This window comes from Leptospira wolffii serovar Khorat str. Khorat-H2 (assembly GCF_000306115.2).
Lineage (GTDB): Bacteria > Spirochaetota > Leptospiria > Leptospirales > Leptospiraceae > Leptospira_B > Leptospira_B wolffii.
Window position 1 is genome coordinate 634,319 of sequence record NZ_AKWX02000004.1, and the last position, 23,887, is coordinate 658,205.

The 23,887-nt window shown below is 47.2% G+C and carries 16 protein-coding genes; 7 read left to right on the forward strand and 9 right to left on the reverse strand.

Features of this window, described 5'->3' with window-relative positions; all coding sequences use genetic code 11:
* Positions 1-1,035, reverse strand: a complete 1,035-nt coding sequence (gene lepB, locus LEP1GSC061_RS02955; RefSeq protein WP_084680450.1) for a signal peptidase I — start codon at positions 1,033-1,035, stop codon at positions 1-3.
* Between the two features lie 148 nt (positions 1,036-1,183).
* Between lepB and LEP1GSC061_RS02960 the strand changes: the two genes are divergently transcribed.
* From LEP1GSC061_RS02960 to LEP1GSC061_RS02975, 4 genes are all read left to right on the forward strand, one after another.
* A complete protein-coding gene (locus LEP1GSC061_RS02960; RefSeq protein ID WP_040508006.1) occupies positions 1,184-1,987 on the forward strand; it encodes an aldolase/citrate lyase family protein in 804 nt (267 codons plus the stop codon).
* 3 nt (positions 1,988-1,990) lie between these two features.
* On the forward strand, positions 1,991-2,542 hold the full coding sequence (locus tag LEP1GSC061_RS02965; protein WP_016543418.1) for a TetR/AcrR family transcriptional regulator: 552 nt from the start codon (positions 1,991-1,993) through the stop codon (positions 2,540-2,542).
* 79 nt (positions 2,543-2,621) lie between these two features.
* Positions 2,622-3,623 (forward strand): magnesium/cobalt transporter CorA, encoded by a 1,002-nt coding sequence (corA, locus tag LEP1GSC061_RS02970; RefSeq protein ID WP_016543761.1) that lies wholly within the window; start codon positions 2,622-2,624, stop codon positions 3,621-3,623.
* A 10-nt stretch (positions 3,624-3,633) separates the two neighbouring features.
* Complete coding sequence (locus LEP1GSC061_RS02975) at positions 3,634-4,332, forward strand: SDR family NAD(P)-dependent oxidoreductase (protein WP_016543794.1); 699 nt, start codon at positions 3,634-3,636, stop codon at positions 4,330-4,332.
* Between the two features lie 164 nt (positions 4,333-4,496).
* Here the strand turns inward: LEP1GSC061_RS02975 and LEP1GSC061_RS02980 are convergent, their stop codons facing one another.
* Both LEP1GSC061_RS02980 and LEP1GSC061_RS02985 read right to left on the reverse strand, forming a co-directional pair.
* Positions 4,497-5,240 carry a LytR/AlgR family response regulator transcription factor gene (locus LEP1GSC061_RS02980; protein WP_016543598.1) on the reverse strand — a complete coding sequence of 248 codons (744 nt, stop codon included), beginning with the start codon at positions 5,238-5,240 and terminating at the stop codon, positions 4,497-4,499.
* Positions 5,240-6,256 carry a sensor histidine kinase gene (locus LEP1GSC061_RS02985; RefSeq protein ID WP_415751819.1) on the reverse strand — a complete coding sequence of 339 codons (1,017 nt, stop codon included), beginning with the start codon at positions 6,254-6,256 and terminating at the stop codon, positions 5,240-5,242. Before LEP1GSC061_RS02985 ends, LEP1GSC061_RS02980 begins: the two co-directional genes overlap by 1 nt.
* A 305-nt stretch (positions 6,257-6,561) precedes the next feature.
* On the opposite strand from LEP1GSC061_RS02985, the gene LEP1GSC061_RS02990 reads away from it, so the two are divergent.
* Positions 6,562-7,968, forward strand: coding sequence for a hypothetical protein (locus LEP1GSC061_RS02990; RefSeq protein WP_052006473.1), 1,407 nt, complete (start codon positions 6,562-6,564; stop codon positions 7,966-7,968).
* 5 nt (positions 7,969-7,973) lie between these two features.
* Positions 7,974-8,720: a FecR family protein gene (locus LEP1GSC061_RS02995; RefSeq protein ID WP_040507682.1), complete on the forward strand. Its 747-nt coding sequence runs from the start codon at positions 7,974-7,976 to the stop codon at positions 8,718-8,720.
* A 116-nt stretch (positions 8,721-8,836) separates the two neighbouring features.
* Here the strand turns inward: LEP1GSC061_RS02995 and LEP1GSC061_RS03000 are convergent, their stop codons facing one another.
* The 6 genes from LEP1GSC061_RS03000 to LEP1GSC061_RS03025 all read right to left on the reverse strand — a co-directional run bounded on the left by LEP1GSC061_RS03000 (position 8,837) and on the right by LEP1GSC061_RS03025 (position 22,414).
* Positions 8,837-12,052 carry an Ig-like domain-containing domain gene (locus LEP1GSC061_RS03000; RefSeq protein ID WP_016543920.1) on the reverse strand — a complete coding sequence of 1,072 codons (3,216 nt, stop codon included), beginning with the start codon at positions 12,050-12,052 and terminating at the stop codon, positions 8,837-8,839.
* Between the two features lie 242 nt (positions 12,053-12,294).
* Positions 12,295-15,537 (reverse strand): Ig-like domain-containing protein, encoded by a 3,243-nt coding sequence (locus LEP1GSC061_RS03005; protein WP_016543672.1) that lies wholly within the window; start codon positions 15,535-15,537, stop codon positions 12,295-12,297.
* A 35-nt stretch (positions 15,538-15,572) separates the two neighbouring features.
* Entirely contained in the window at positions 15,573-19,253 is a 3,681-nt protein-coding gene (locus LEP1GSC061_RS03010) for a hypothetical protein (protein ID WP_198014227.1), read from the reverse strand.
* 540 nt (positions 19,254-19,793) lie between these two features.
* A complete protein-coding gene (locus LEP1GSC061_RS03015) occupies positions 19,794-20,882 on the reverse strand; it encodes a TMEM43 family protein (RefSeq protein ID WP_016543446.1) in 1,089 nt (362 codons plus the stop codon).
* A gap of 437 nt (positions 20,883-21,319) precedes the next feature.
* Positions 21,320-22,072 carry a beta/alpha barrel domain-containing protein gene (locus LEP1GSC061_RS03020; RefSeq protein WP_016543368.1) on the reverse strand — a complete coding sequence of 251 codons (753 nt, stop codon included), beginning with the start codon at positions 22,070-22,072 and terminating at the stop codon, positions 21,320-21,322.
* Between the two features lie 3 nt (positions 22,073-22,075).
* Entirely contained in the window at positions 22,076-22,414 is a 339-nt protein-coding gene (locus LEP1GSC061_RS03025; RefSeq protein ID WP_016543694.1) for an STAS domain-containing protein, read from the reverse strand.
* Positions 22,415-22,487: 73 nt separating this feature from the next.
* Between LEP1GSC061_RS03025 and murD the strand changes: the two genes are divergently transcribed.
* Entirely contained in the window at positions 22,488-23,837 is a 1,350-nt protein-coding gene (gene murD, locus LEP1GSC061_RS03030; RefSeq protein WP_016543584.1) for a UDP-N-acetylmuramoyl-L-alanine--D-glutamate ligase, read from the forward strand.
* The last annotated feature ends 50 nt before the right edge of the window (positions 23,838-23,887 follow it).

Here is a 23,887-nt window from a genome sequence, read left to right on the forward strand (position 1 = left end):
TTATTCCAAGATGGTTCCGATTCTGGACCAACGAACCTGCATGCGAGGAATTCTATACAAGATGGTCTTCTTGAACCAATTCATTTCCTCTTCTCTTTCCGGAAAAGCGGAGTGGATTTTAGGACGAGAAGTGTAGTAATTCGTGTCTTTGCAACGGGATTCCAATTCTTCTCCTTCGTAAACGGGAGCATGGTCCGATTTCAACTCGGCGAGTTCCTTCCCGCTTTTGTAGTGACATACGTGATCCTTCCAGTTGATGGAGAAGTAGATCATAAGTGCCTTGCCGAGAATATCCTTTCTAGGAACGAAGCCCCAATCCCTGGAATCGTAGGAATTCGGACGATTGTCCCCTTGCATCATATAGTAGCCTTCGGGAATAAGACAACCGGTGCTTCCGTAACAATCGGTCCTCTTTTCGATCAAAGGTCCGTCGATCACGTAATGTTCGAAGCCGGGCTTTTTCTCTTTGAATACGTAATTCTCCACCGCTCCTACATCGTCCAGATCGTAGAGAAGATCTCCCGGATCCACTTCTCGGAAATCGTAGGGCTGGAACTGGTTACTTCCTTTCTCCATATATTCTATTCTTCCGTAATAAACCCTTCTACCGTCCTTTTCCAAAGGAGTAGGAGTGATACGGATACGATCTCCCGGGAGCCCGATCACCCGTTTTACGAAACGCTTAGGAAACCAATCGTCACGACTCTCTCCCGGCTGCAACGCGGTGACTGGAGGAGCGAAAGTTACGATATCCCCTCTTTTAGGATCGTCGTAGCTGAAGATCTCTTTTTCCGTAAAAGGGACTCGGAGAGAATACCTCATCTTGTTCACGAATAAAAAATCCCCGATTTTCAAGGTGGGGATCATGGAACCTGAGGGAATATTATTCGCATCCAAGACGGAGGACTTGAAAGCCAAAACAAATAGAACGATGATGAAGAAGGACAGGGTAGAATCTACGGATTCTTCTCCCAAAAAGTCCCGGATCCAGGAAGGAAGCTTATTAGATAGCGGATTGCCCTCGGGCTTACTCATAAGGTCTATTGATACGGGAAGCGGATTTTCCGTCAATAACACGCCGTTTCCGAGGACCCCTTGGGGAATTCTTCTCCTCCCCTCTCTCCTAAGCCCGGAAATTTCCAAAAATCCTTACGATTTTATGGGAAAAGACGATACTAAAAACGTGAAAGAGCAGATTGACCGAAAAATTATCGAACTCCGACGCTACCTAATCTCCCTAATTCGTAGCTATCCGATCGTGGGACTGAAGGGAGGCACGGAAACCGAGGATATGGACTCGGACGAGATTCGGGTACTGCATATGGTGGCCAAGGATCTGGTCCCGGTGACCGTAAAAATCGGAGGGCCTGAGGCCAGAACCGATATCCGGATGCTGGTCAAAGAGGAAATCGAAGGCATTTCGGCGCCGATGATAGAATCCTCCTACGCACTTAAGAATTTTATATCCACCCTCAAAAGCATGCTGACTCCGGTGACCTACTCCAAGGTAACCAAGGCAATCAACCTGGAAACCATCACCGGTTACAAAAACCTGTTGGAAATCGCCGACTCCAAGGCTTTCGAAGAATTGGACCAGGTCACTGCGGCAAGATCGGACCTTTCTTCCTCCATGGGACTGATACCGGACGACGAAGAAGTCATGAAGGTGACTAGAACAATAATAGCCATTTCCAGGGACAGAGGAAAGAAAACCTCCGTGGGTGGAACCATCACAAAGCAGAATTTCAGAAAGATCGCCGAAGAAATCCGCCCGGATAAAATTAACTCCAGACATGTCTGCGTAGACGTAGCCAAATCGGCCGAAAAAGTCGCGGAAGAAGTGGCCGAGGCGATGTTACTCTTCGAGATGGAATTGTACGATCTATTCTCCGTGTTGAAACCCGAGAAGGCATACGGTTATAAAAATCGGATAGAAACCAACCGGGAAAGAATAGGCTCTAGAAAGGTTCTTTATTCCATCCGTTAAAATATGGCCAAAGATACCAGAGATCTAATACTCAAGACCTCCCTACGTCTTTTTTCCGAGCAAGGTTACCACGGAACCACCATGAGACAGATCGCCCAAAGAGCGAATCTGTCCTTGGGTCTAGCTTATAGATATTTCGAGTCCAAGGAATCCATTTTGGAAGGGATCATCGAATCCCACGATAAGATCCTAAAAAAATACCTTCCGGAGAAGATGAACCCTTCCAAGAACAGAAGCGAGCTCATCCAATTTCTGGGAGGACAGATCGTAAAACTCGTCAAGGAAAACGAGGAATATCTTAGATTGTATTGGAGTCTCATGCTCCAACCGAAGATCCACCGGCTGAAAAAGAGAAACATCCACCTGGTGAATCTGATCTTCTACGAAAATTCAAAAAAAATAATATTACTCCTAAAGCCCAATTACACCGAATTCGAAGTAAAGAATCTTACCTCCGCCATCATCGGATATATGATCAACCACCTTACGAATAAAAGGGAATTCACCCTGGAGGATTTCCGAGCCTATATCGTTTACGCGCTGGAAAACACCTAAAAAATCCTTTCCTTAACGGGGATTCCGGAATCCGATTGATCCAATAAGCCTCCCGAAGTACGGAGAAAAATCGAATCGCATGCTTCGTATCCTATTCTTCCCCCCAACCCAAGAACCGCATAAAAATCCCACCGTCCTACAGGGCGAAATCAACGAAGAATTCAAAAAGGAATTCCGCCTTAGGGCCTCCGCCCAAAAGGAAAAGATCTGGATCGATATAGAAAATACCGGCAAGGAAGATCTTGCATTCCTTTCGGAAAACTGCGGCTTCCATCCGCTTGCAATCGAGGATTGCGTCAACCGAAACCAGAGACCGAAATTCGAGGACTATGAGGATCACGCATTCATCGTTCTACACAGTTTCAACGCCGAGCAGAATAAGACGGTAATCCCCCGAGAAACACATGTGTTCTTTAATCTGGAATTCATAGTTTCGGTCCATAAGCATAAGGAAATTCTAATCGATAATCTTTGGAATAGATGCCTGGCGGAACCCAATCTCACCGCCAAGGGCACGGATCACGTTCTTTATCTTCTCTTCGATCTTTTGGTGGATTCCAATTTTCCGATTCTGGATCGTTTCTCGGACGAAATCACTAGGCTCGAAAACCAAATCCTGGTCAACCAGGTGAAGCCCGATTTCGTAACCAACATCCTGTTTCTAAAGAGAAATCTGGTCCGAATGAGAAGGGTGCTCTCTCCTCAGAGAGAAGTTTTGAATCTGATAATGAGGCACGAGGATAAATTCCTCTCCGAAAAGATACGATTCTATTTCCGGGACGTTTACGACCATCTCAGCCGACTCGTGGAAACCATCGATATGGACCGGGACCTTATAGGCAACTCCATGGATGCGTATTACTCCCTTATTTCCCAGAGAACCAACGAGATCATAAAGAATCTAACCTTGGTTTCCATGGTCTTTATGCCTCTCACCTTCTTGACCGGCTTCTTCGGTATGAATTTCATAGCCCTACCCTATTCGAATAAATACGCCCTGGCCGCGTCCATCGGGATGATTTTAGCGATTCCGGTGGGGATGATGTTGTATTTTCGTTCGAAAAAATGGTTCAATAGTTAGTCAAATCTCCATGGATCAAAAAATCGCAATCGTAACCGGAGCCAGCAGAGGAATCGGAAAACAAGTCGCTTTGGAACTGGGAAAGAAAGGGATCTTCGTGATCTGCGCTTCCCGAAAAGAGGAGGATTCCCAAAAAACCGTTCAGGAAATCCGGGGATCCGGAGGACAGGCAGAGGCGAGAGCCTTGGATGTTTCTAAACCGGAATCCGTTTCCAAATTTCTAAACGAGGTCCTCCAAAAGCATCCCAGGATAGACATTCTCGTGAATAACGCGGGAATCTATCTGGACCAGGGATCCATTTCGAATACTACATTAGAAAAATTGCAAGGTACATTGGACACGAACCTGATCGGCCCATTCTTACTTTCCCAAGGAATCCTACCGGTCATGAAAAAGAACGGATACGGAAGAATCGTAAACCTTAGTTCCGGAATGGGACAACTTTCCGATATGGGATCGGGATACGCGGCCTATAGAATTTCCAAGACTGCGATCAACGCGCTCACAAGAATCCTACAAGCGGAGTCGGAAGGAAAGAATATAAAAGCGAATTCCGTTTGCCCAGGGTGGGTGAGAACGGATATGGGAGGAGAAAGTGCGACCCGTTCCGTGGAGCACGGGGCGGAAACCGTGGTTTGGGCGGCGACCCTGGACGATAGCGGGCCTTCCGGAAGCTTCCTCAGGGATAAGAAAAAGATCGAATGGTGAACTAGGAAGGAACTCCTTTTCGTTATTCTATACGAATGTCGGGGCCATTGGGAACCGGTTCCTCTTATCGTAAGATTCGTTGTAGATATTCAAAATTCCGCAGATCGCCGTCGATAAAGTAATTTGGAATAATATGATCTATCTTCTTTGGAATCCGACTTCGTTCAGTTCTTCCCAAAAAGGCCTTTCACTCCCTCCACGAATTCCCTACCCACGGGCAAATTCGTTTCGTCCTCGTCTTTCAGATAGATCGTATATGTACCTCCCGGTTGCGACCTGGTTGCCGCAACTAGACTACGATTCACCATATGCTTTCTGTGGATCCTAAGAAAATCGGACTTTGGCAATTCCTTCTCCAGATCTCCGAGTAGCCTTGCCGTTTCAAAATCCCCGTCCTTAGTGTGTAACACGGACCTTTTGCCGTTCGCCGTGAGATAATAGAGATCCGAGAAAAGAATGCGATGAACCAGTCCTCCGTCTCTAAAAACGAATACGGGATCCGGATCGCCCGATTTTCGATTCTTGGAAACCGATTTCAAATGCAGATGATTCTTCGCTCTTTCCATACACGAATCGAATCTGTCCTTGGTATAAGGTTTCAAAAGATAATCGCATGCTCCTACCTCGAATGCTTTTAACGTATGCTCTCGATACGCAGTCGTGAATACCAAAACGGGAGACGCATCTCCCATTTCCTCCAGAACTTGCAGACCGTTCTTTTCCGGAAGATGAATGTCCAAAAAAACCAGATCGAAGGTTTCCTTTCTCAGTAATTCTATCGCCTGCATTCCGGTTCTTGCGATTCCCCGGACCTCGAATTCTTTCCATCCTTCCAAGAATTTGCGCAGGAGATCCCTGGCAGGCACCTCGTCCTCCACGACCAAAACCTTATAAATAGAATCGCCCATCAGATCCCGAATTCCAACCTTAAAGTAGTAAAACCGAATTTATCCTTTTCTAATACTAATTCCGCTTCTCCGAAATTATATTCCAGCCTGGACTTGATGTTCTCCAAAGTACGGGAGAATTCCGGCTTCTTCTTCTCCGGGACGCTCCCGTTACGACTGAATCCTCCCCCGTTGTCCCGAATTTCGATCAAGACTCTTCCTGAATTCTCTATAGCCTTGATCTCCAAAATCCCCGGTTCGGAACGATTTTCCAATCCGTGTTTAAAACTATTTTCTACCAAGGGCTGTAGAGTCAGAGGAGGAATTCGGAGGTTGGAAAAATCTCCGTCCTTATAGATCTGCACGTTCAAGGAATCCGAAAAGCGGATCCTCTGCAACTCGAGATAATTCACCGTAAAGTTCCATTCTTCCAGAAACGGAATCGTTCTCTCGTTGATTCTATCCGATAAAAAGCGGTACGTCTCCGAAAGAAGCATCAACGCATGATCCGCCTTTGCGGGATCTATCAGTAGTAAAGAATGCACCGTATTCAGGGTATTGAATAGATAATGAGGATCCATACGATTCTGGAAAGTCCGGTATTGGATATCCTTCAACTCGCTTTCGGTCTTCTTTCTTTTTTCGATGAGAATCTGCATGGATTTCTCCAAGAAAGAAATGAAAAGAGCGAGAATCAGGCTACTTAATAGAATGTTATACGAACCCCCGTGAGGCCTAGACACCCCCTCTCCCGCCAATAAAAGCACGTGTAAAATGCCTCCTGCCGCGACTCCCAAAACCGCCGCAAAGACGGAAGCCAATACCAGAAACGCACCCGTAAAGAAAGGTCCCCAACTTTTTCGATGTAGGACCTCCACCGAAAATTCCACAATGGAACATACCGCATGGGTAGTGACCTGGGTCGCCAAAAACACCTTCCAAAAAGGAGTATCGGAATTATGAGCGACTAACAGAGAGTTCATCGTTCCGATCACCGTATTGATCGTGAACCAAAATAGTATTTTAAAGGTACGCATTTCTAAAACGATCGGATCCGGTCCTGAACCTATTATAAACTCCCCTTCCACTTAAACCCATAATCTATTTCTTCGTCGATCCCGTTTTTTAACCCTCGCTCCTCCGGTTGTATCGTCCGTTCCCATTTTCCAAACAATGCGGGAAATCGAATAGACCCGACTGTTTTCATGAAAGTCTGGTAGACAGAAGAGAATGGATCGGATTATCTAAGCGAAATTTTTTCTTTCCAATAGGAATAGAACCTCGGGGAGGCTTATCCTTGAAACTGATCAGTCGGAGTCCGCTCTTCGCCCTTTGCATTTATATGTTATCCGGAAGCGTATTTGCGGAAGAAATCGTTACTACCAAGAAAGACGAGCCCGACGGCTTTTACGGTCTGAGAGTAGGAGGGATTCTTTCACCTTCTTACGGCCAAAGAATTCGGGACGGTGCCTCGGGCTTGACCAATTCCTATCCGAACGACGAAACCGGATTTTCCACCCCTTGGACTCTGTTAACGATTACCAAGGAATGGAAGGATACCGGCGTAACCGCCGAACTTTGGGGGGAACTCATCCGCGCGAGTCAGTTTAGTGCCGACACGAAAGCGGACGGAGGAACCAAATCCAATCCGTATACATTAGGAATCCGTAGAGCCTTGGTCCGAAAGACATGGGAAACGAATTTAGGGGAATATTCCCTAACCGTAGGAATGCAGGAACTCCCACATACTTATACCCAATGGAAAAATTATTGGAGATGGAGATACGTGGATAAGGGTCCCTTAGAAAGTCTAGGTTTCGCCCCGGCTCCCGCCGACGTAGGGTTAGGTGGAAACGCTAAATGGGATGCTGTGTCGGCCCAAGTCATCCTATCCAACGGAGAAGGCTACAGGCAAAGCCAGAACACAGACTCTTCCGGGTTCGATATTTCTTCCCGTCTCTCCTACGAGCCCAAAATCGGCGAAGAAAGCCGCTTCGGCCTCCATTTCTTTTATCGTAGCGCCAATTTTTCCGGATCGAATGCGGGAGAATGTAAAGAAGGCACTACATGTCTCGCTTCGGATAATAATCCGAATACCACCCTTAGAAAAGAAGTTCGTTCCCTACAAAGTGATTCCTATGCCGTCGAAGCCAATTTCGATCGCAAAAGGATTCTGAACTTCGGATTAGGGTACGTAATGAGAAGACAGAAAGGCGGTGAGATCAGGGATTACTCGAAACCGGTGACCTACCCTTTGTCTCCCGGTTTGGATTCCATAGGAAACGCGGCTTACGGCTGGTTATCCTTAGGTTGGGAGAATTTTCGAATCGTAGGGAGAATGGAAACCGGCACGGGAAAAGACGGAGTATTGGCTGCGAATCGATCCAGAATAGATCAGATTCTTCCGGGAGTTCCCGAATCCGACTATTGGAGTCTATCCGGAACACAATCCCAATACGGTCCCTCTACGAATTCTTCCGGATATTCCTCTCGCTCCTCATTTAGGAGAGGATCCGTTTTCTTAGAATGGAATATTACGGAAGCCTTACGTATTTCCCTGGGTTATACCGAGACAAGAAACAGGGATGCTGACGGAGGAAGGGAAAAATCTTATGTGGATCAGTCCGGAGTCGAACGCACCAAGGCGGAATACTCTCAACAATTCTTAGGAACGAGAACCAATTCGGGAATCTCCTCCTACGGGCATCTGCAAAAAGAGCTAACGGTTTGGACGACGGTGGAATTTTAACGGAGATGAACATGAAACTTAGAATAATGGCGGTCGCTTGCCTGACCCTATCTATCGGATCGGCGATCTTAATCAGTCAAGAGAGCAAGGAAAAGGATTCTACGATTTCCTTCCTTAGCGGAAAAGTGCAGGTCCAAAGAGGCGGAAAAGGAAACTGGACCCTGGTAAAACAAGGAGACTCAGTGAGCGAAGGGGATATCGTCTCCACGGGAAACGCCTCTAAAGTCACTCTGCTCTATAGAGGTTCGGAGTTTAAGGTCCTACCGAATACCAAACTGAAAGTTTCGAGTCTGCATGACGAATCTAAGAACGGAAAACTGGAAGTCATAAGCGGATTTGCCTGGTTCAAACTCGTGAATTTGAAGGGAAAAAAATTCGAGGTCAATACTCCCACGACTACGGCGGGAGTGAGAGGCACCTCTTTCTCCGCTTTTCACGATTCTAAGTCCAAAGACTCCTCTTTTTGTACCTGCGAAGGAAAGGTTGCGATGACCGGCACGGGGGATCCTAAAGACGGAAGATTGCAGGAAAAAGGAAACGGGGGATACTATCCGGGAGACGGTTCCGATCCTAAAAGGACTTCCTACGAAGGACTCATCGTAAAATTCAAATCCCTTCCCCCTTTCAAGGATTTGATGAAAAAGAATATTTCACTGAAGAACTGCCTTTCCTGTCATATTCCGGAAGGTTGGACTCCCGAGGAGTCTTCCATTCCGAGCGACGAGACTTACGGCGGAGTAAAAGTCCCCTAACTATCCGTTCCTTTCCGTGCAAACGAACGCTCTTCTTTAGGAAGAGCGTTCGTTTTCCATACGGCCCATTCTTCTCGGACCGTATGCATTCATTCTATTCTTCTAACTTACAACATCTACGGGCAGACGACCGTGGACGCGGGATTCGAAGCCGCAGTTCCTTGAAATTGTAACGCCCCGAATAGATAAGGATAAGGCTCCGAACCGGGAGTAACGTTAAACGTCTTAAGCGTCAGGTTATCGGTATCCGCCTTGATATTGCAGGTCGTATTGTTGCTCGGATGATACAGGGAGCTGATCGTCAAGGTTCTGGGAAGCGGCACCTGTCTTAACACGTTATTCACCAGAGGGACGATCAAGGATCGAATCAGAGGATCCACAACTTGGAAGATTCCCTTAGGATCCAATCCGAACGGATTGAAATCCGTTCCCTCTAAAATGTCCAAGGTATAGGACATTTTATCCACGTCCTTATTCAGTATCAATTTCAACGCGTTCAACTTATCGTAGGTCGTATTGCCAGTTGGGTTAACGAAGGACACGAAATCGAAAATTCCGTCCGCCTTGATGCTAACTCGAGCCTTGTTCAGTAGATAACGGCAACTATTGGAAGCGGTGTCCGCTGCGGCGCTACTACAAGCCAACGGTGATACGTCCGTACCGACGTTCGTTCCGTTCGGCCTTCTACCGTAGATCCTCAATTCTAGATCCGTAAAATTCACTACAAGAGTCGGCTTCTGTGCGGTATTTCCCACCCACTTGAATTCGCCGTTAGGGGCATGGATCGCATACACATCTATATCCACATCGTCCGTGGAACTTACTCCTCGGATAATTTTAGTGGAATCACTAGGATTCAGACCGAGTAGCGGCCTACCTGGAGAAAGCACGTTCATTAAAGTTCCTACCTTCACCAATTCCTGGGTCAATTGGAATAACGGGTCGGTTCCCGCATAAGCGACGATCGTATCTATAAACTGTCTATTAATTCTTAGATTTAAGGCCCCATTCTGCCAAAGGCTGAAAGCTGCCTGGGTCACTGTATCCGCGGTGAGTGTGAGTAATAATCCAGGGTTAACGGAACTGTTATTGAAGGCGTAATCGCTCGTCAAAGCGGTACTCGCAGGTATGGGACGAGTACTTACGAATCCTACGGCTCCGCCTTGCCCGTGATAATTCGGACTCGCGTTCGTTAGACGACTTGCGGCAGGAGTAACCAGAGCGATATCCGCCGAACCTACAACCGCTTTATTAGCCCCGTTCATTTTTACCTGTGCGTCCGATTCTACCTGCAATTGCAGACTCAATGGGAAACTCGCCAATGGTGCGGGTAAATAATTCGGAAGAGTAATATCCAAACCGGGAGTCTTCAAGGATTGCACCACCGAATTCAAAGCCTTAGGTGCGACTCCTTGGATCACGTCTCCGAGCATTGCCTGGGTAATCTTAGGAGCCAACGCGGTCACCATGCTGTTTGCCAAATCGGTTCCGATGGAAGTAATCAGATTCGCCAACCAGGAGCCCGAGCTTCTTTGGACGATATCGTGAGTGGTCAAATTCGTGGCCCATTCCGAAACGTAAAAATTCCCCGTATCCGGATCCGTCGGAGTGAACGGATTCTTAATTTGGATCACGAAATTACCGCTACCATCCACGCTGGAACTAGTTCTGGCCTTCGCAGTTCTTACGGGCTTAACGGAAAGATTATAATTCAAATCCGAAGTCATACTAAAGGAGAATAACGTCCCCGCACAGGAGCCCGCCAAACCGCAAAGGAAACCGCCTATATCCCCTTGGTTTCTTGCGACAACTATCAGCCCGATCGTCGCCGATTTCCCTCTCAAAGTGACGCCCAGATCTCCGTTCCCGTTTACTTTCAAACAGGCTTTGATATTTTCCGTCGCATTGGTAACGTCGTTATTATTACAGTCCTTAGTAGTACTTGCGCTCACGGTTGTAGGAATATTTACGCTAGTGATATAAACGTCCACGTCGAAGTTCATGCAATCGCTGAGAGGAGGACATCCATATCCAGTAAACGCACCTTGATTGCTTCCCGTTCCGTTCGGTCCGCAATATCCGTCCTGAAAAGAGGCGCCGGAAACGTAATCCCCCGCATCTCCATAACTTCTAATGAAGTTGAACGAATCGTAATTCATGCAATAACCGGATCTCTTGGTCCCTGTCGTAGGAGCATTGGAGAAATTGGCGAAGGTTTTAACCGTGCTGTCCGCAGGATCCTTGATCCTGAAATCTCCCTTAGCGAAACGCTCCAAGACTCCGCCGAATAATTTCAGGGTCTGCGCTTCGTCCAGTACCGTGGCGGCACCCTTGGTAAGAATATTATAAGGATTTCCGTTCACCTTACCGTAATTGAATCCCAAACTTCTTTGAAAGACCTTGCCGGTCGATGTGGTGATCTCGAAAATATAGGAGTTTCCTCCCTGAAAAGGTTTCAATCCGGCTGAAAGTCCGTTCAAATTTAAAGAAGTAGCTAACGCATTCGTCATGTTGCAAGGAGTCGTAGGAGCGTTACAAACCTCGTATTGCTCGGAAGATCCCATATGCTTTAATTTGATGGATTTGATGAAAGTCGTCCCTGCGACCGGATTCGTAAAATTGGCGGTCAAATTCATCGCCACGGTTCCGGGACTCGCATCCGCAAAAGTCAAATCGTTCACCGAATTTCCCGGCCCGACCGACTTTCCGTTTAAACTCATCGTAACGTAGTAGTCCGGTTCGGTAGTGAATTCCACGGTGTATGCGGTGAGAGTCCCCCCTTCCAATCCTTGAGCGTCGCTCGTAATGGACAATTGGTAGGTGGTGTTGGATTTCAACTCTCTATAAGGATCGAAGAGCAAGCGCCCTCCCGACTTCCAATAAAAGACTCCTCCTTTGCTTTCCGCAGCGGGAGAACTAGGTCCCGGTAAGGAGGCAAAAGAAGAAGGTCCTGTTTTTTCCTTTAAGGAGAAGCTTGTGAAAACCGAATTCCGATCCATGGGCTCGGAAAATACGATTTCCAAACTCTTGTATCGATCCACTTGTTCCAAGGAAGCGAGGTTCAAAAGGGCTTGGGGCCCGGAGGTTCCGAAATCCACCGGAAGAGTAGCCGGTTGATCCGTCTCTTTATAAGTGATGCTTGAATTTGTGGAAGGAATGCTCCCCCCGCTATCCAGAGGAATCCCCAAGGAAGATATCAGGGAGCCCATAAATCCTCCCCCTTTCTCCGTCCCGCTACAATCGACAAGCAATAGAAGGGCCGCGAGACCTATACCTATATAAGCGGTCCCTCTTTGTATTTTTTTTCTAGTTCTATACGATCCGATCACCATGTTCGTTCCCTCAGCTTCACTATTCGCAGAGTACATTCGCAAGTCGGTCGCGGGAAGATAACGTTCCCTTTCGACCTCAGGTATCCTCCTTCTCCAAACATTGGAAGAAGGAAGACTCCCCTTAAAGAGTCATTTTCAAATTTCCGAGCGGACTCTAACAGGCATTGGATCTTTTATTTTAGCGGAACTCTTTCAATCTATTCTTCTAAGTGTCTCCTATTCCTTATACAAGATCATATCTATCAATTACACACGATTGCGTTTCCTGGGTTCGTCGCGTAAGCTCCCTGGAATTGCAAGCCTCCGAAAATGTACGGATAAGGCTCGTTCGCAGGGATAGTGGTACTGAATATCTTCAACGCGTCCGTAGTCGCCTTGAGATAACAGCTATTAGCGGCACCCGCGTTATTCGTAATTGCCGCGACGCTCAACTGGCTAGGCAGAGGAATCTGTCTCAACACGTTATTCACCAAAGGAATGATCAGGGATCTAACCAAAGGATCAACTACCTGGAAGATTCCCTTAGGATCCAAACCGAACGGATTGTATTGTGCACCTTCCAAAATATCCATCGTGTATTGCATATTCGTCTCTTCCTTCTTGATCACGAGACTGAGCGCGTTCAGATTATTATAAGCCGGATTTCCGGACTTACTATTATCGAAAGGAATAAAACGGAAATTTCCGTCCCCTTTCAGACTGATGCGAACCGTGGATAGCAAATAGCGACTATTATTCGGTCTTCTTCCGTAAATACTCAATTGCAATTCCGTAAAGTTCACTTCCAGGGTGGGAATTTGAGCCGCGCTCCCTACGAACTTTAATTTACCGTTCGGAGCGTGGATCGCCCAAATATCGATATCCACATCGTCTGTAGAATTCACGTTTTGGATCAGTTGGCTGGAGTTAGCAGGATCCAATCCGACCAAAGTGTTTCTTCCGGGCGCAACCACGTTGAGCAATGTTCCCACTTTGACCAACTCTTGGGTCAACTGGAAGAGGGGATCGTCTCCCGCATACGCCTTGATCGTGTCAATAAACGGTTTGTTTAGAGTAAGATTCAAGGTCCCATTCTGCCAAAGACTATAAGCCGCCTGAGAAACCGTATCCGCGGTCAGAGTCAAAAGGAGTCCGGGGTTCGCGGCACTATTATTGAACGCATACGTGCTTGTTAGGCCCTGATTATCGGGAACTGCAACAGGACGTCCGCTTACATACCCGCCCTTGGTGGAACCCGCGGCTGCATCGCTACCGAGGAGGCCCGTCCCCGTCTTATGACAATGATAACTAGTATTCCCCAAAGCGCAATTATTCGTGGTGGCGATAGGATTCTTTGCGATGAGTCCCACTGTCGCAGAACCTACGAGTCCCTTATTGGATCCGTTCAATTTAGGAACCACATCGGTCTGGAACTTCAGTTTCAAAGACAACGGAAAATTCGCTAAAGGAGCCGGAAGATAAGAAGGTAAGGTCACATCCAAGCCGGGATTATACAAGGAATTCACTACCGCATTCAAAGCGGTAGGAGCGATTCCTTCTATAAAGTCCGAAAGCATCGCCTTTGTGATTTTAGGAGTCAACTGAGCGGTGAGTTTACTCACCAATTCTCCTTCGACGAGAGGGAGAATGATATCGATCAACCAATCTGGAGTACCCCCGGTTGCATCGTAACTCTGGCGAACGGGTGTATTGACCTTGAGATTATTCGCCCAGGCACTCGTATCGAAAGCGCCTTTTGCCTCGTTGATTTTAACGACCACGTTTCCGTTGGCATCCACGGAAGCGTCGGCATGAGCCGTCGCGTTGCGGATCGTTTTGGAACTGTCGCTATAGTTCAATTCCGCAGTAGTAGTGTAATAGAACTTGGAACCCGCATCCGGGCCTAGACCGAGAGCCTTTAAGGCACTACGGTTTCTCGCAATCATGGACATTCCGATCACGACCTTTCTTCCGCCCAAGGTCACCCCGAGATCGTTATTCGCATTCACTCCTAGAGTTGCGGAGATGTTTTGATAGGCAGTGGAAGAAACGGTAACCGTAGGATCGATTTGCACGCTCGTGATATAAGCGTCCACGTCGAAGATAGAACTTACCGTGATAAGCCCTAGAACCTTGGCGCTAATCGTATCCGTTACGAAACCTCCGGGTTGGTCCCCTGCTCCGCCGCAATATCCGTCCGGTTTATCCGTAGCCGGATTATAGCCCGGAACATTATCCTGAGCGTCCCCGTAGTTACGGATATAAGTTATATTCGCATAATCGACGCAATAAGCCGTTCTTTTGGTGCTCTGCGGAGGAAGATTCGAAAAGTCCCAGAAAGATTTGCTCGAGACCTTATAATCGTTCTTGGTCAATCTTTCCAATACTTGTGCGAATAATTTCAAAGTCTGAGCCTGATCCGCGACGGTGGCGGCAGCATTTACGAGAGCGTCATACGGCTTATTATTCACTTTCCCGTAATTGAAACCGAAAGGTCGACGGAATACTTTCCCGCTCGTCGTGGTGATCTCGAATAAGTAGGAGTTCCCACCGTTAAACGCTTTTAGACCTCTCTGGTCCTCGGAAGGTCCCCCTCCCATCGCCGGGGTTCCCACTTGGGTGTTTAAGTTAAAATTCGTAAGAAGAGAAGTTCCCGAGACCGAACTGCAAGTAGGAGCTCCTGTCGAACTACAAACCGTATATTCTCCCGTAGCGCCCATGTTATTTCCCATATGCTTCAATTTAATCGAAGAGATATTGGAAGTGCTTATATCCGAGGATAACGACGCTGTCAGATTGAGTGCGATATTGGAAGCGGTTCCCACATTGGAATCTATGAAAGTAATATCGGGAAGTTTCCCGTTGGTAACGGTAGTCATCCCCGTTCCGAGGGCGGTACCATTTAAAGTAACGTTCACCAAATAGTCGGGTTCGGTGGTGAATTCTATAGTATAAGGAGTCAGGTTTCCGCCCTCGAGTCCTTGGGCGGACGCGGTTAACGAAAGCTGGTAGGTGGTGGAAGGTTCCAATTCCCGATAAGGGTCGAATACCAAACGTCCTCCGGACTTCCAGTAGAACGAACCCCCTCTATTATTCGAAGTATTATCTTCTACTCCGATGCTAGTGGGTCCGGGCAACGCGACCCAGGAACTTCCGCTTTTTTTCTTCAAAGAAAAATTAGGACGCACAGTCGATTGATTCATAGGTTCGGAAAAAACGATCTCCAAACTCTTATAACGATCCACGGAATCGTAAGTCGCCAAATTCAATATGGCCTGAGGACCGCCGTTTCCGAAATCCACGGGAAGAGTCGCCGGTTGGTCCGTATCCTTATAAGGAGTCAAGGAAGCGTTCGCAGGCATGCTTCCACCGTTATCCGTAGGAATCCCCAAGGCACTAAAAATAGAATCGGATAGGCTACCGCTCTTCTCCGCGCATCCGAATGCGAAAAACATGACTGCAAGGATAGTTAGAAAGGATCCCAAAGAATTTCCTTTATTCAACATTAGTGATCTATTCCTGTTTGAATTTTGTATCTTTTTCATCTTAGAGAGAATATCGCATTCAGATCGTCCCAATACGTGGATGTGGGCTGACCTGCGTTCCAGTTGTCGTAAAAGAAAGCGTCGGATCCGGAGAAACGACGTCCTCTTTCATAAATATCCCCGAATAATCCGAGTAAGGTTCCCGCAGAATATAGGAAGGCCCGATTGTCCATGATAGGAGTCTGGATCATATCGGAACGAAGAAGTTCCTTCGTATTCTGGAAGAGATCCGCTACGGAATATTGCGGACTCATATTCGCGTTCTTCTCCAAGAAGGTGAAGAAACTTCCCGGTTTACCCAATTGGTAACCGGTCGCATACAGACTCCTTCCGTAAGGCGCCATCGCATTCAAGACGGGAGGAAGACTTGTGGAAAGAATATCCGAGATGGTATAAGTTCTGGTATCCAAGGCGCTATTGGACGGATCCGAAACATCCCCCTCGTAGAATAAGGAGGAGAGTAAATCCAGAGTATTCGTGATTTCCGCAGCGCTGAGTTGGATATCCAACAAGAGATCCAAAAGAAAATCCAGGGATTTGACTAAAGACCATCCGGAAGAACGGGAAACGTAATCGCGGATTCTTCTTACCAAATCGTCCACTTTACTCCAGGAAGGATCGTAAAGATTCCCGCGAGGTTTATCGTCGTACTTGTCGGCAATTCTGATCACGAGCCAATCGATACCCACATCGATCGCGAATTGGTCGGGGCAATTCGTCTGAAAACTTGCCTGTCCTCCGCAATCGGACCAAAGCTTTGTCTGACCGAGAATACCGGATAGGCCGTCCATTACCTTGTTCCTAGCGTCCGACTTAGCGGGGTCTCCCAAATTCGCAGTGAACTTGATGAGTCCGGATAGAATGTCCGTCTTGCTCAATAGATCCAAGGGGCCGTCGTTCATACGATTGCGGTCTTTTCCCGTGGAGTCCACGCCTTCGATCAGAACGCTAAGCAAGGTTCGGAAGTTCTTAGAAGGCTTGTATTCCACCGGAGTCGCGGAAGGGTTTCTCAAACCGGAAGCGATACCGACCGTACGAATTTGAACGAAGGAAGGCGCGGCGGGTACTCCGATCCCTTTGGTAGCCGGAGTGGAATTACTAGGAGATGGATACGTACCGTCCGCTCCGTAGTAAACGTAAGGTCGTGAGAAAATTTCCGCAAGACTCGTAAATAGTTTATAAGGGTTTCTGGTCCAAGTGGAATGATTGGACCCTTGGAGTTTCGCGTCGTCCCCTAACGTCTTAGCTAATGCAACGATAAACGGAGTTAAACGGTTTCGCTTATCCCAATAGTTCGTAACGTCCGCGGAAGTGACATCGGTGGTCCCCAGGAATCCTAACTGTTTAATCACTCCTGCATTTTGGGAAATTACGGGCGGAATCATTCCGTAAACGACGCTAGGATCCGGAATCAATAGAGGATGCAAAGCGGAATACACTGCAGTGACTTGGAAAGATCCGGTTCCATCCAAACCGTATCCCCATCCTTCCACAAAGAAAAGAGAATCTCCCGGAACATTGGAAAGATCCTGTAGATCCGTGTTCATGACTTCCCAAGGGCCGGCTTGGGTGGTAAAACTCTTCACAGGAGTCCCTTTCTTCGCCCAATAGCCGTTCTTATTGATGCAATCGTCCTTAAGAGGACCGCAATTCGGCGTGAGGCTCATCATACCCATGATTCCGTTGCCGATTGCTGTGATGAATAACCCCTCTTCGAAAACGACAGTTGGAGCCAATTTCGCCCTAACGGGAAGTACTGCGACAAAGCGTTTCTCGTACATCAACCATTGCAGGTTTTTATAAAACGCCTCTTCTGCGCTCGAAACTTGGATCGGAGCGGGAACCGTTTCCTTAATGCTATAAAACCCTTTGTTCGCCACCGGATTTCCCGAGGCAGCCTCGTCGGTTCCTCCCAGATAGATCCTTCTTTCGGACCCGGAAGGAGTGATTTGAACGTAGTATTGGGAGGTATTCCAAGACGCTTGGTATTTAAGAGCGGACCCGTCGGCGGCGATCGGGGTAACTCCGCTCGGATTATAATAATAAGGACCGTACCCTTCCAGAGTGACTTTAACGATCCAATCCAGCATCCAGGGAATCGTCTTATTATAGACCTTATCGAATTGAGACTCGTCCAGAGTATTGGACCCTGTGGAAGTATCCGTGATAGGCAAAGCCTCTCCGCGAGAAGGTGTCTCCAGAATGGAAAGCACACGGGTATTGAAACCGATACGATAGACGTCGGCGCTGGCCGGTCCAGTATCAGGAGTATCGTCGCGGAAGACCTTACTACTCGTGCGGCTCAATTCCGTAATATTCTTAAAATTGAAAGTACCTGTGTCGCTACCGATTATGGATCCCAGGCTGAACATTGCATCGCCGATAGTCAATTCTCCGCCGGTAGTGACCGGAGCTCCGGTAGTCAGTCCGTTATGCGTAGTAGTGGTGGGATCCCATCTAAAACCGAAATTATCCGCAAGAGTAAGAATAATGAAAAGGGATTCCAAGGAAGAAAGAGGACGGCTATCGATATCCGTTTGGCGATTCCTACCGTCTCCGTCCAATTGAAGAAGGTCTTTAAAAGTCTGGCTCGAACCGGAAGAATTGCGTAGAAAATCCAATAAATAAGCGTTCTCCGCAGTCTCTTTCAGAACGTTGACGGTAACGTCTCCCGACGGGAAGATCAGTCCTTTGATCACCACGAACAAATCCCGAAGCATCGTTCTAAGATCTGCGGAATGCAGAGTGCCTCCCGGAGTATTATAAGCGGCGTTCGTGGCATATTCGTTCAGAGAGCCCGAGTCCTCCGCAGCAGGGGTAACGGAATTCGGAGTAAAGAAATATTCTGCGTTTATAATGAACTGTTTGAAGGAGGTCTGGGGGGTCATTTGGTCCTGAAAACCGGCCGCCTTATACATCATTTCTCCGAAATCGTAGACCAGAGAGATAAAACCGTTCTTCAAGGAACGGTCCGTCAAAAGAGAAGGAGCGAAGAATCCCGCCAGAAGATTCTCCACACCGGTTCGAAAGGTCGTATTCTTACGCAGTCCTTTATATAGAAAATCCTCTATATCGTGGAGGGTAACCGTAGTATCCGGATCGAGTAGGATATCCGCCGTGTCGTGGATGGAAGTCGCGATTTCGTTGGAGGATTTGGTATTGTATTCGATCAGAAGTTGATTCGCACCCAAAGGCATGAGATTGCGGACCACAGGATTCTTATAATGTCTGATTTTTTCGAAAACAGGCTGCACCGCAGTATAGGCGGAAGGGTTCGAAGTTTGGAATTTTTCGATGAGATCCGCGAGTCCCAGAGACAAGGTCTGGACGCTCGTCCTACTCTGTAGAAGAGCGGATTCCATGGCACGAATCGTGCCTAAATTGTCCTGACGAGGCGCCTGGGAAAGAGAATCGCCCAGGGTTTCATTGAAACCGACGGGGTCCAGACCGGTAAAAAAGCTCTTAACTACCGGAAAAGGATTCAGAAAAGTGAATAGGGAGATACCCTGGTAGTCATCGGTATTGTCGGAAAATTGGGAAATCCCGCTTGCGTCCGTCCCGGCATGGGAGCAAGAAACAGATAATGATAATATAAGGGAAAAAGTAATTATATACTTCTTAAATTCCTTCGAAGGCGTATCTGGCCCGTCGAACCCCATATCGAATCGCATCTTCATCCCTAACCCTCGCTGGTTCCCTTTTCGCTTTGTATAACGATCGTTATCTCTATGGTTCCGGCCGGACACTATTTATACACCCGAGTAGTAAACCATTCAATCTCTTTTTTATATCAATCGTTCTAATCGTGTATCAATCGCTATACTGGTACATACTATAACGGTCTATACAAGAATTTTTTTCAGTATATTTGGGGATTTTTAAGATAACGTACGTTATTTTTAAAGTGCTTATACATCGCTTATTTTACTCTGAGAAACCCTTAGAACCCGCTCCGATTTGCGTTTTATCAATATCCGAAGAAGGGTTTTGGAAATTAATTATTATCAAACTCTCTCCCCATCTAAGGGAGAATCCGGAGCGATTATGCCAAGTAACCTAGAACAAATTCCAGAGCGAATCGGATTCTAAAGAATCGGGGATCGGTAGTTCCCTAAGGAATAAGAATGGAGGAGAAAGAAAGAAAATTCCAAGGACGAGAATCCGCCCTTGGAATTTATGGTATAAATTTGGAAATAATTTTCTGAATGAAAACTTTCCTAGGCCGTTGCCGCCTTTTTCTTATAGATCGCGTATCCGATAGCGGCGAGACCTATAATCAACCAGATATACCAGAACTTCACGAGAAGAATGGTGGTTGCGGTGATAATAAAGGCCACGACTCCCAACACGAAAGAAAGAGCGGTTTTTCCAAATCCTCCTATGAAAGGAATGAAGCTGAGTAGTGCGAGAATCGGCCCGACCAACATATTAAAGCTTACCCACATCGCAACGAATCCGATTCCTCGTCCTATCCATTTCTTGATATTATCGTCGCTCTGAATATCCTTCATCGTGCTTTGGAAATCTCCCAGGGAGGCGTTCAAGAAAGCATCGTCGTCCAGAATATACTGTGCGATCGAATTCCCTTTCACGGAACCTATAAAGGTCATTTCTTCTGCGGGAATCGGAGTCACGGTTACTTGGATCCTTTCGCACCCTTCGGTCTGGTCCTTAGCGCATTTCTCGGAGAGATAAACGTAATCGTCGGAGAGAATTCCCCTGGAAAGCGCGGATTCTTCCGGACTTCCGGATGGAACGGCAGAGGCAAATTCCACCTGCTTTAGATTTACCGAATATACTTTTCCGTCGCCGGATTTCAGTTTTCCGTCGGAAGCGACTAGGCTCTCGTCGGAGACGGTTCTTCTATGATAAGGCTTGCTCTTACAACCTGAGAGTTGGAAACCGCTCGGGTTCTTAGGGGACGAGGTCCAGTCCAATTTACATTCTCGAACCTTCTTCTTGTCGGTTCCGCTCCCCTCTTCCTTGACTTCCTCTTCCCAAGCCAGAACCTCGGAAGATTGGGAATAACTGATGTACTTCCCTGCTTTCACGAATTCTCCCCCGAGAGGATCGGCGGATAAGGAACCCGTAACGTAGGAAGGAACTCCTGCTTGCGCCTGTGCGGCGGGGACTGCGTTTTTAAAAGCCGCGCTTGCCTGAGTGCATGTTTCCACCTTGAAAATAATGTAAAGAGACGCGGGGAATAGCACCACCCCGATCAAAACCCCTGTGATCGAATCACCCAATTGACCGAATATGCCGACACTTTCGGACGAAGACATTCCGTCGGAACTTTCGAAAGCCATGAATTCTTGCTCCTTAGTTTGTTTTTGCGAGAATGTGCATTCTATGTTCGAAAGTAAATACTAGGCAATATCTTTTTTACTACTTGGAGAATGTATATTCCATATGGAAGGACGGCAAACCGGATGTCCCTAAAGGGAGAAGAATAGGCTCTGAAACGAAATCCTTTCTAAAATGCCCGTCGGGCCCAAGCTCCCCATCGAGGAAGGAGTTCCTACCGGAACGGATTCGATTTTTCGCAATTGCTGATTTTGCAAAATTCTGATAGATGGATTTTCTCGAGGAATTTTGCGGGTACCACCGCACCAGCCCCCGCCCACAAGGGCGGGGTATTTTTAAAAATGCCGGAATAGAATTTCCGTTTAGTCGTTTAGAAATGGAGCTATGAAAGAAGGACCGAAATTTCGGGAAGAATCATAAGAATACATGGACTCTTAAATTAGAATAGTTCCAACCATGCCTTTCGGATATCCGATTTTTCCATGAAGTAAGTTCCTACGAGTCCCGCATCCACATAGGGGCGAAATTCATCCAGATCCGCCTTATTCTTCACACCGGACTCTCCGACTTTCACGATGTTCGGAGATAATTTCCCTGCGATCTTAGGCACAAGCTCCTTATGAATGGAAAAATCGTCCAAGTCCCGAGTGTTGATCCCTACTATATTCGCGCCGGCCTTACTCGCAATATCGGCTTCTTCTTCCGTATGAATCTCAGTGAGTACGTCCATATTCAAACTTCTGGAAAATTTGATGAGAGAAGCCAAGCGGTCCGGACTCAAAATCCGAACGATCAACAGAATAGCCGCTGCCCCGAATTCTCTCGCTTCCAGAATTTGACTTTCGTCCAGAATGAAATCTTTTCTAAGAATCGGAATATGCAACTCCGAGGAGACCGTACGAAGATCCTCGAGGCTTCCTCCGAAATAATTTCTATCGGTTAAAACGGAGATCGCGGAGGCTCCGCATTCGGAATATACCTTGGCGACGCTGAGAGGATCATATTCTTCTCGGATGATTCCTGAGGACGGACTTTTTTTCTTACACTCGGCAATAATGGAAAATTTCCGAGAGCGCAAGGACTGCCATAAACCCAAGCCCTTATAAGGCTCGGGCTCATATTTAGGAATCTGTTCGATTTCCTTTTTTTTCGTATCTACGATTTCTTGCAGAACCCGATGTAACGCCATCATCGGTTAGGAACGAAAGGACTTGAGTGCTTCTTCTTCCGTTTCACGGATATCAAAAAGAGAAGTTAATTCTATCACGTCGAAAATTCTTTTCACCGCGGGTTTGATTCCGCAGATCTTAAGGCCGCCTTCTTTTGCGTTTAATTTTCTGAGTGTGGAAATGCAAGCTCTGAATCCGGAGGAAGACATGTAATCCACATCCTGCATGTTCAGGATGACTTTAGTATGTCCTTGGTTATCGATTAGATCGTTCAGATTTTCTTCGACCTCGTTGGCGATGGAGACGTCGAGACGCCCCTTGAGGTAAACTATTAGAACTCCGTCCTGTACCTTATGGTCTAGCAAAGGAACCTACCCTTTCGATAAATTAGAGACAATTCTCGGTGCGAAAAATAGCCTGTCAACAAAGTTCCCCACCATGGCAAATTTTCCGACCTCATTATTGGGCCAAAGAGTTCTGGTCCTGGGCGGAGGTGTTTCGGGCCTGGCCGCTCTCCGACTCCTCCAAGAAAGGCAAGCAATCCCCGTAATCTGCGACGCGAAACCGATTCAGGATTCCTCGATCGCCTATGTAAACGAAGACGTTTCCCTTTCCGACCTACTTCCTCTCGCCTTGATCGTCAAAAGCCCGGGAATTTCTCCCACCCATACGATCCTACTACAGGCTCGATCTTTGGCGATTCCCGTAGTTTCCGAAGTGGAATTAGCCAGATCCTATTTCTCGGGTAAGCTAATCGGAGTTACCGGAACGGACGGAAAATCCACGACTACGGCGCTCACCTGTCATTTGGTTTCGGCGGATTTTCCCGGATCCCTGGCTGGGGGAAATATCGGCCTAGCGTTCAGCGATTTTTGTTTTCGTCCCATTCCTCTCGCCGTCTTGGAACTCTCCAGCTACCAACTGGAAGATTCCGGTCCTTTAAAACTTAACGTATCCGTAATATTAAATCTGGCCTCCGACCATCTCGAACGCCATAAGAATATGGACAATTATTTCTCGGCGAAGACTAGGATCGTGGACTCGGAAAATTCTTCTCATACTCTCGTGACTAGCATTAAGCTCTATAAAGAGAGAATTTCATCTCTCGGCTGGAATTGCAAAATTTTGACTTTCGGAAAAGTAGAGGGAGCGGATGCGAGAATTTCGGAGGACGGGACCGGGATACGAACTTCTAAATACGAATACGATACCCGGAGTTTTCCGCTAAAAGGCAGCCATAATCTGGAGAATCTCGCCGCTTCCATCTTAGCCGCGGAAGCGATCGGAGCGAATCCGGAAAGGATCCAATCTTTAATCTCCGGCTTTAAAGGACTACCTCACCGTTTTCAGGATGCCGGGAAAGCGGCAGGGATCGATTTTATCAACGATTCCAAATCCACGAATCTGCATAGTATGCTTGCGGGACTGAACGGATGGAAGGATAAAAAGAATACCCTTCTGATTTTGGGAGGAAGACCTAAAGAGGAACCTCTAGAGCCCTTAAAGGATTTTCTCGCTTCCGGAATCGGTTGGGTATTACTTATAGGAGAAGCCCGCGAAAAATGGACTTCGGAAATTTCTCCGGTTCTCGGAAATAGACTTTTGACCGCGGAAAATTTGGAAGAAGGCTTTAATCTATTGAAGAATGCGGTTCGAACAGGGAGAGCGAGAATCTCGTCGATCGTTTTCTCTCCGGCCTGCGCAAGCTTCGATCAGTACAAGAACTTCGAAGAGAGAGGACAGCATTTTCTGAAATTAGTAAGCGACTGGGCCAAAGAAGAACCCTAAATTAAGTCTCTTTCTCTTGCCTCGTTTTTTTTTGAGGCTTCTTCCCCTAA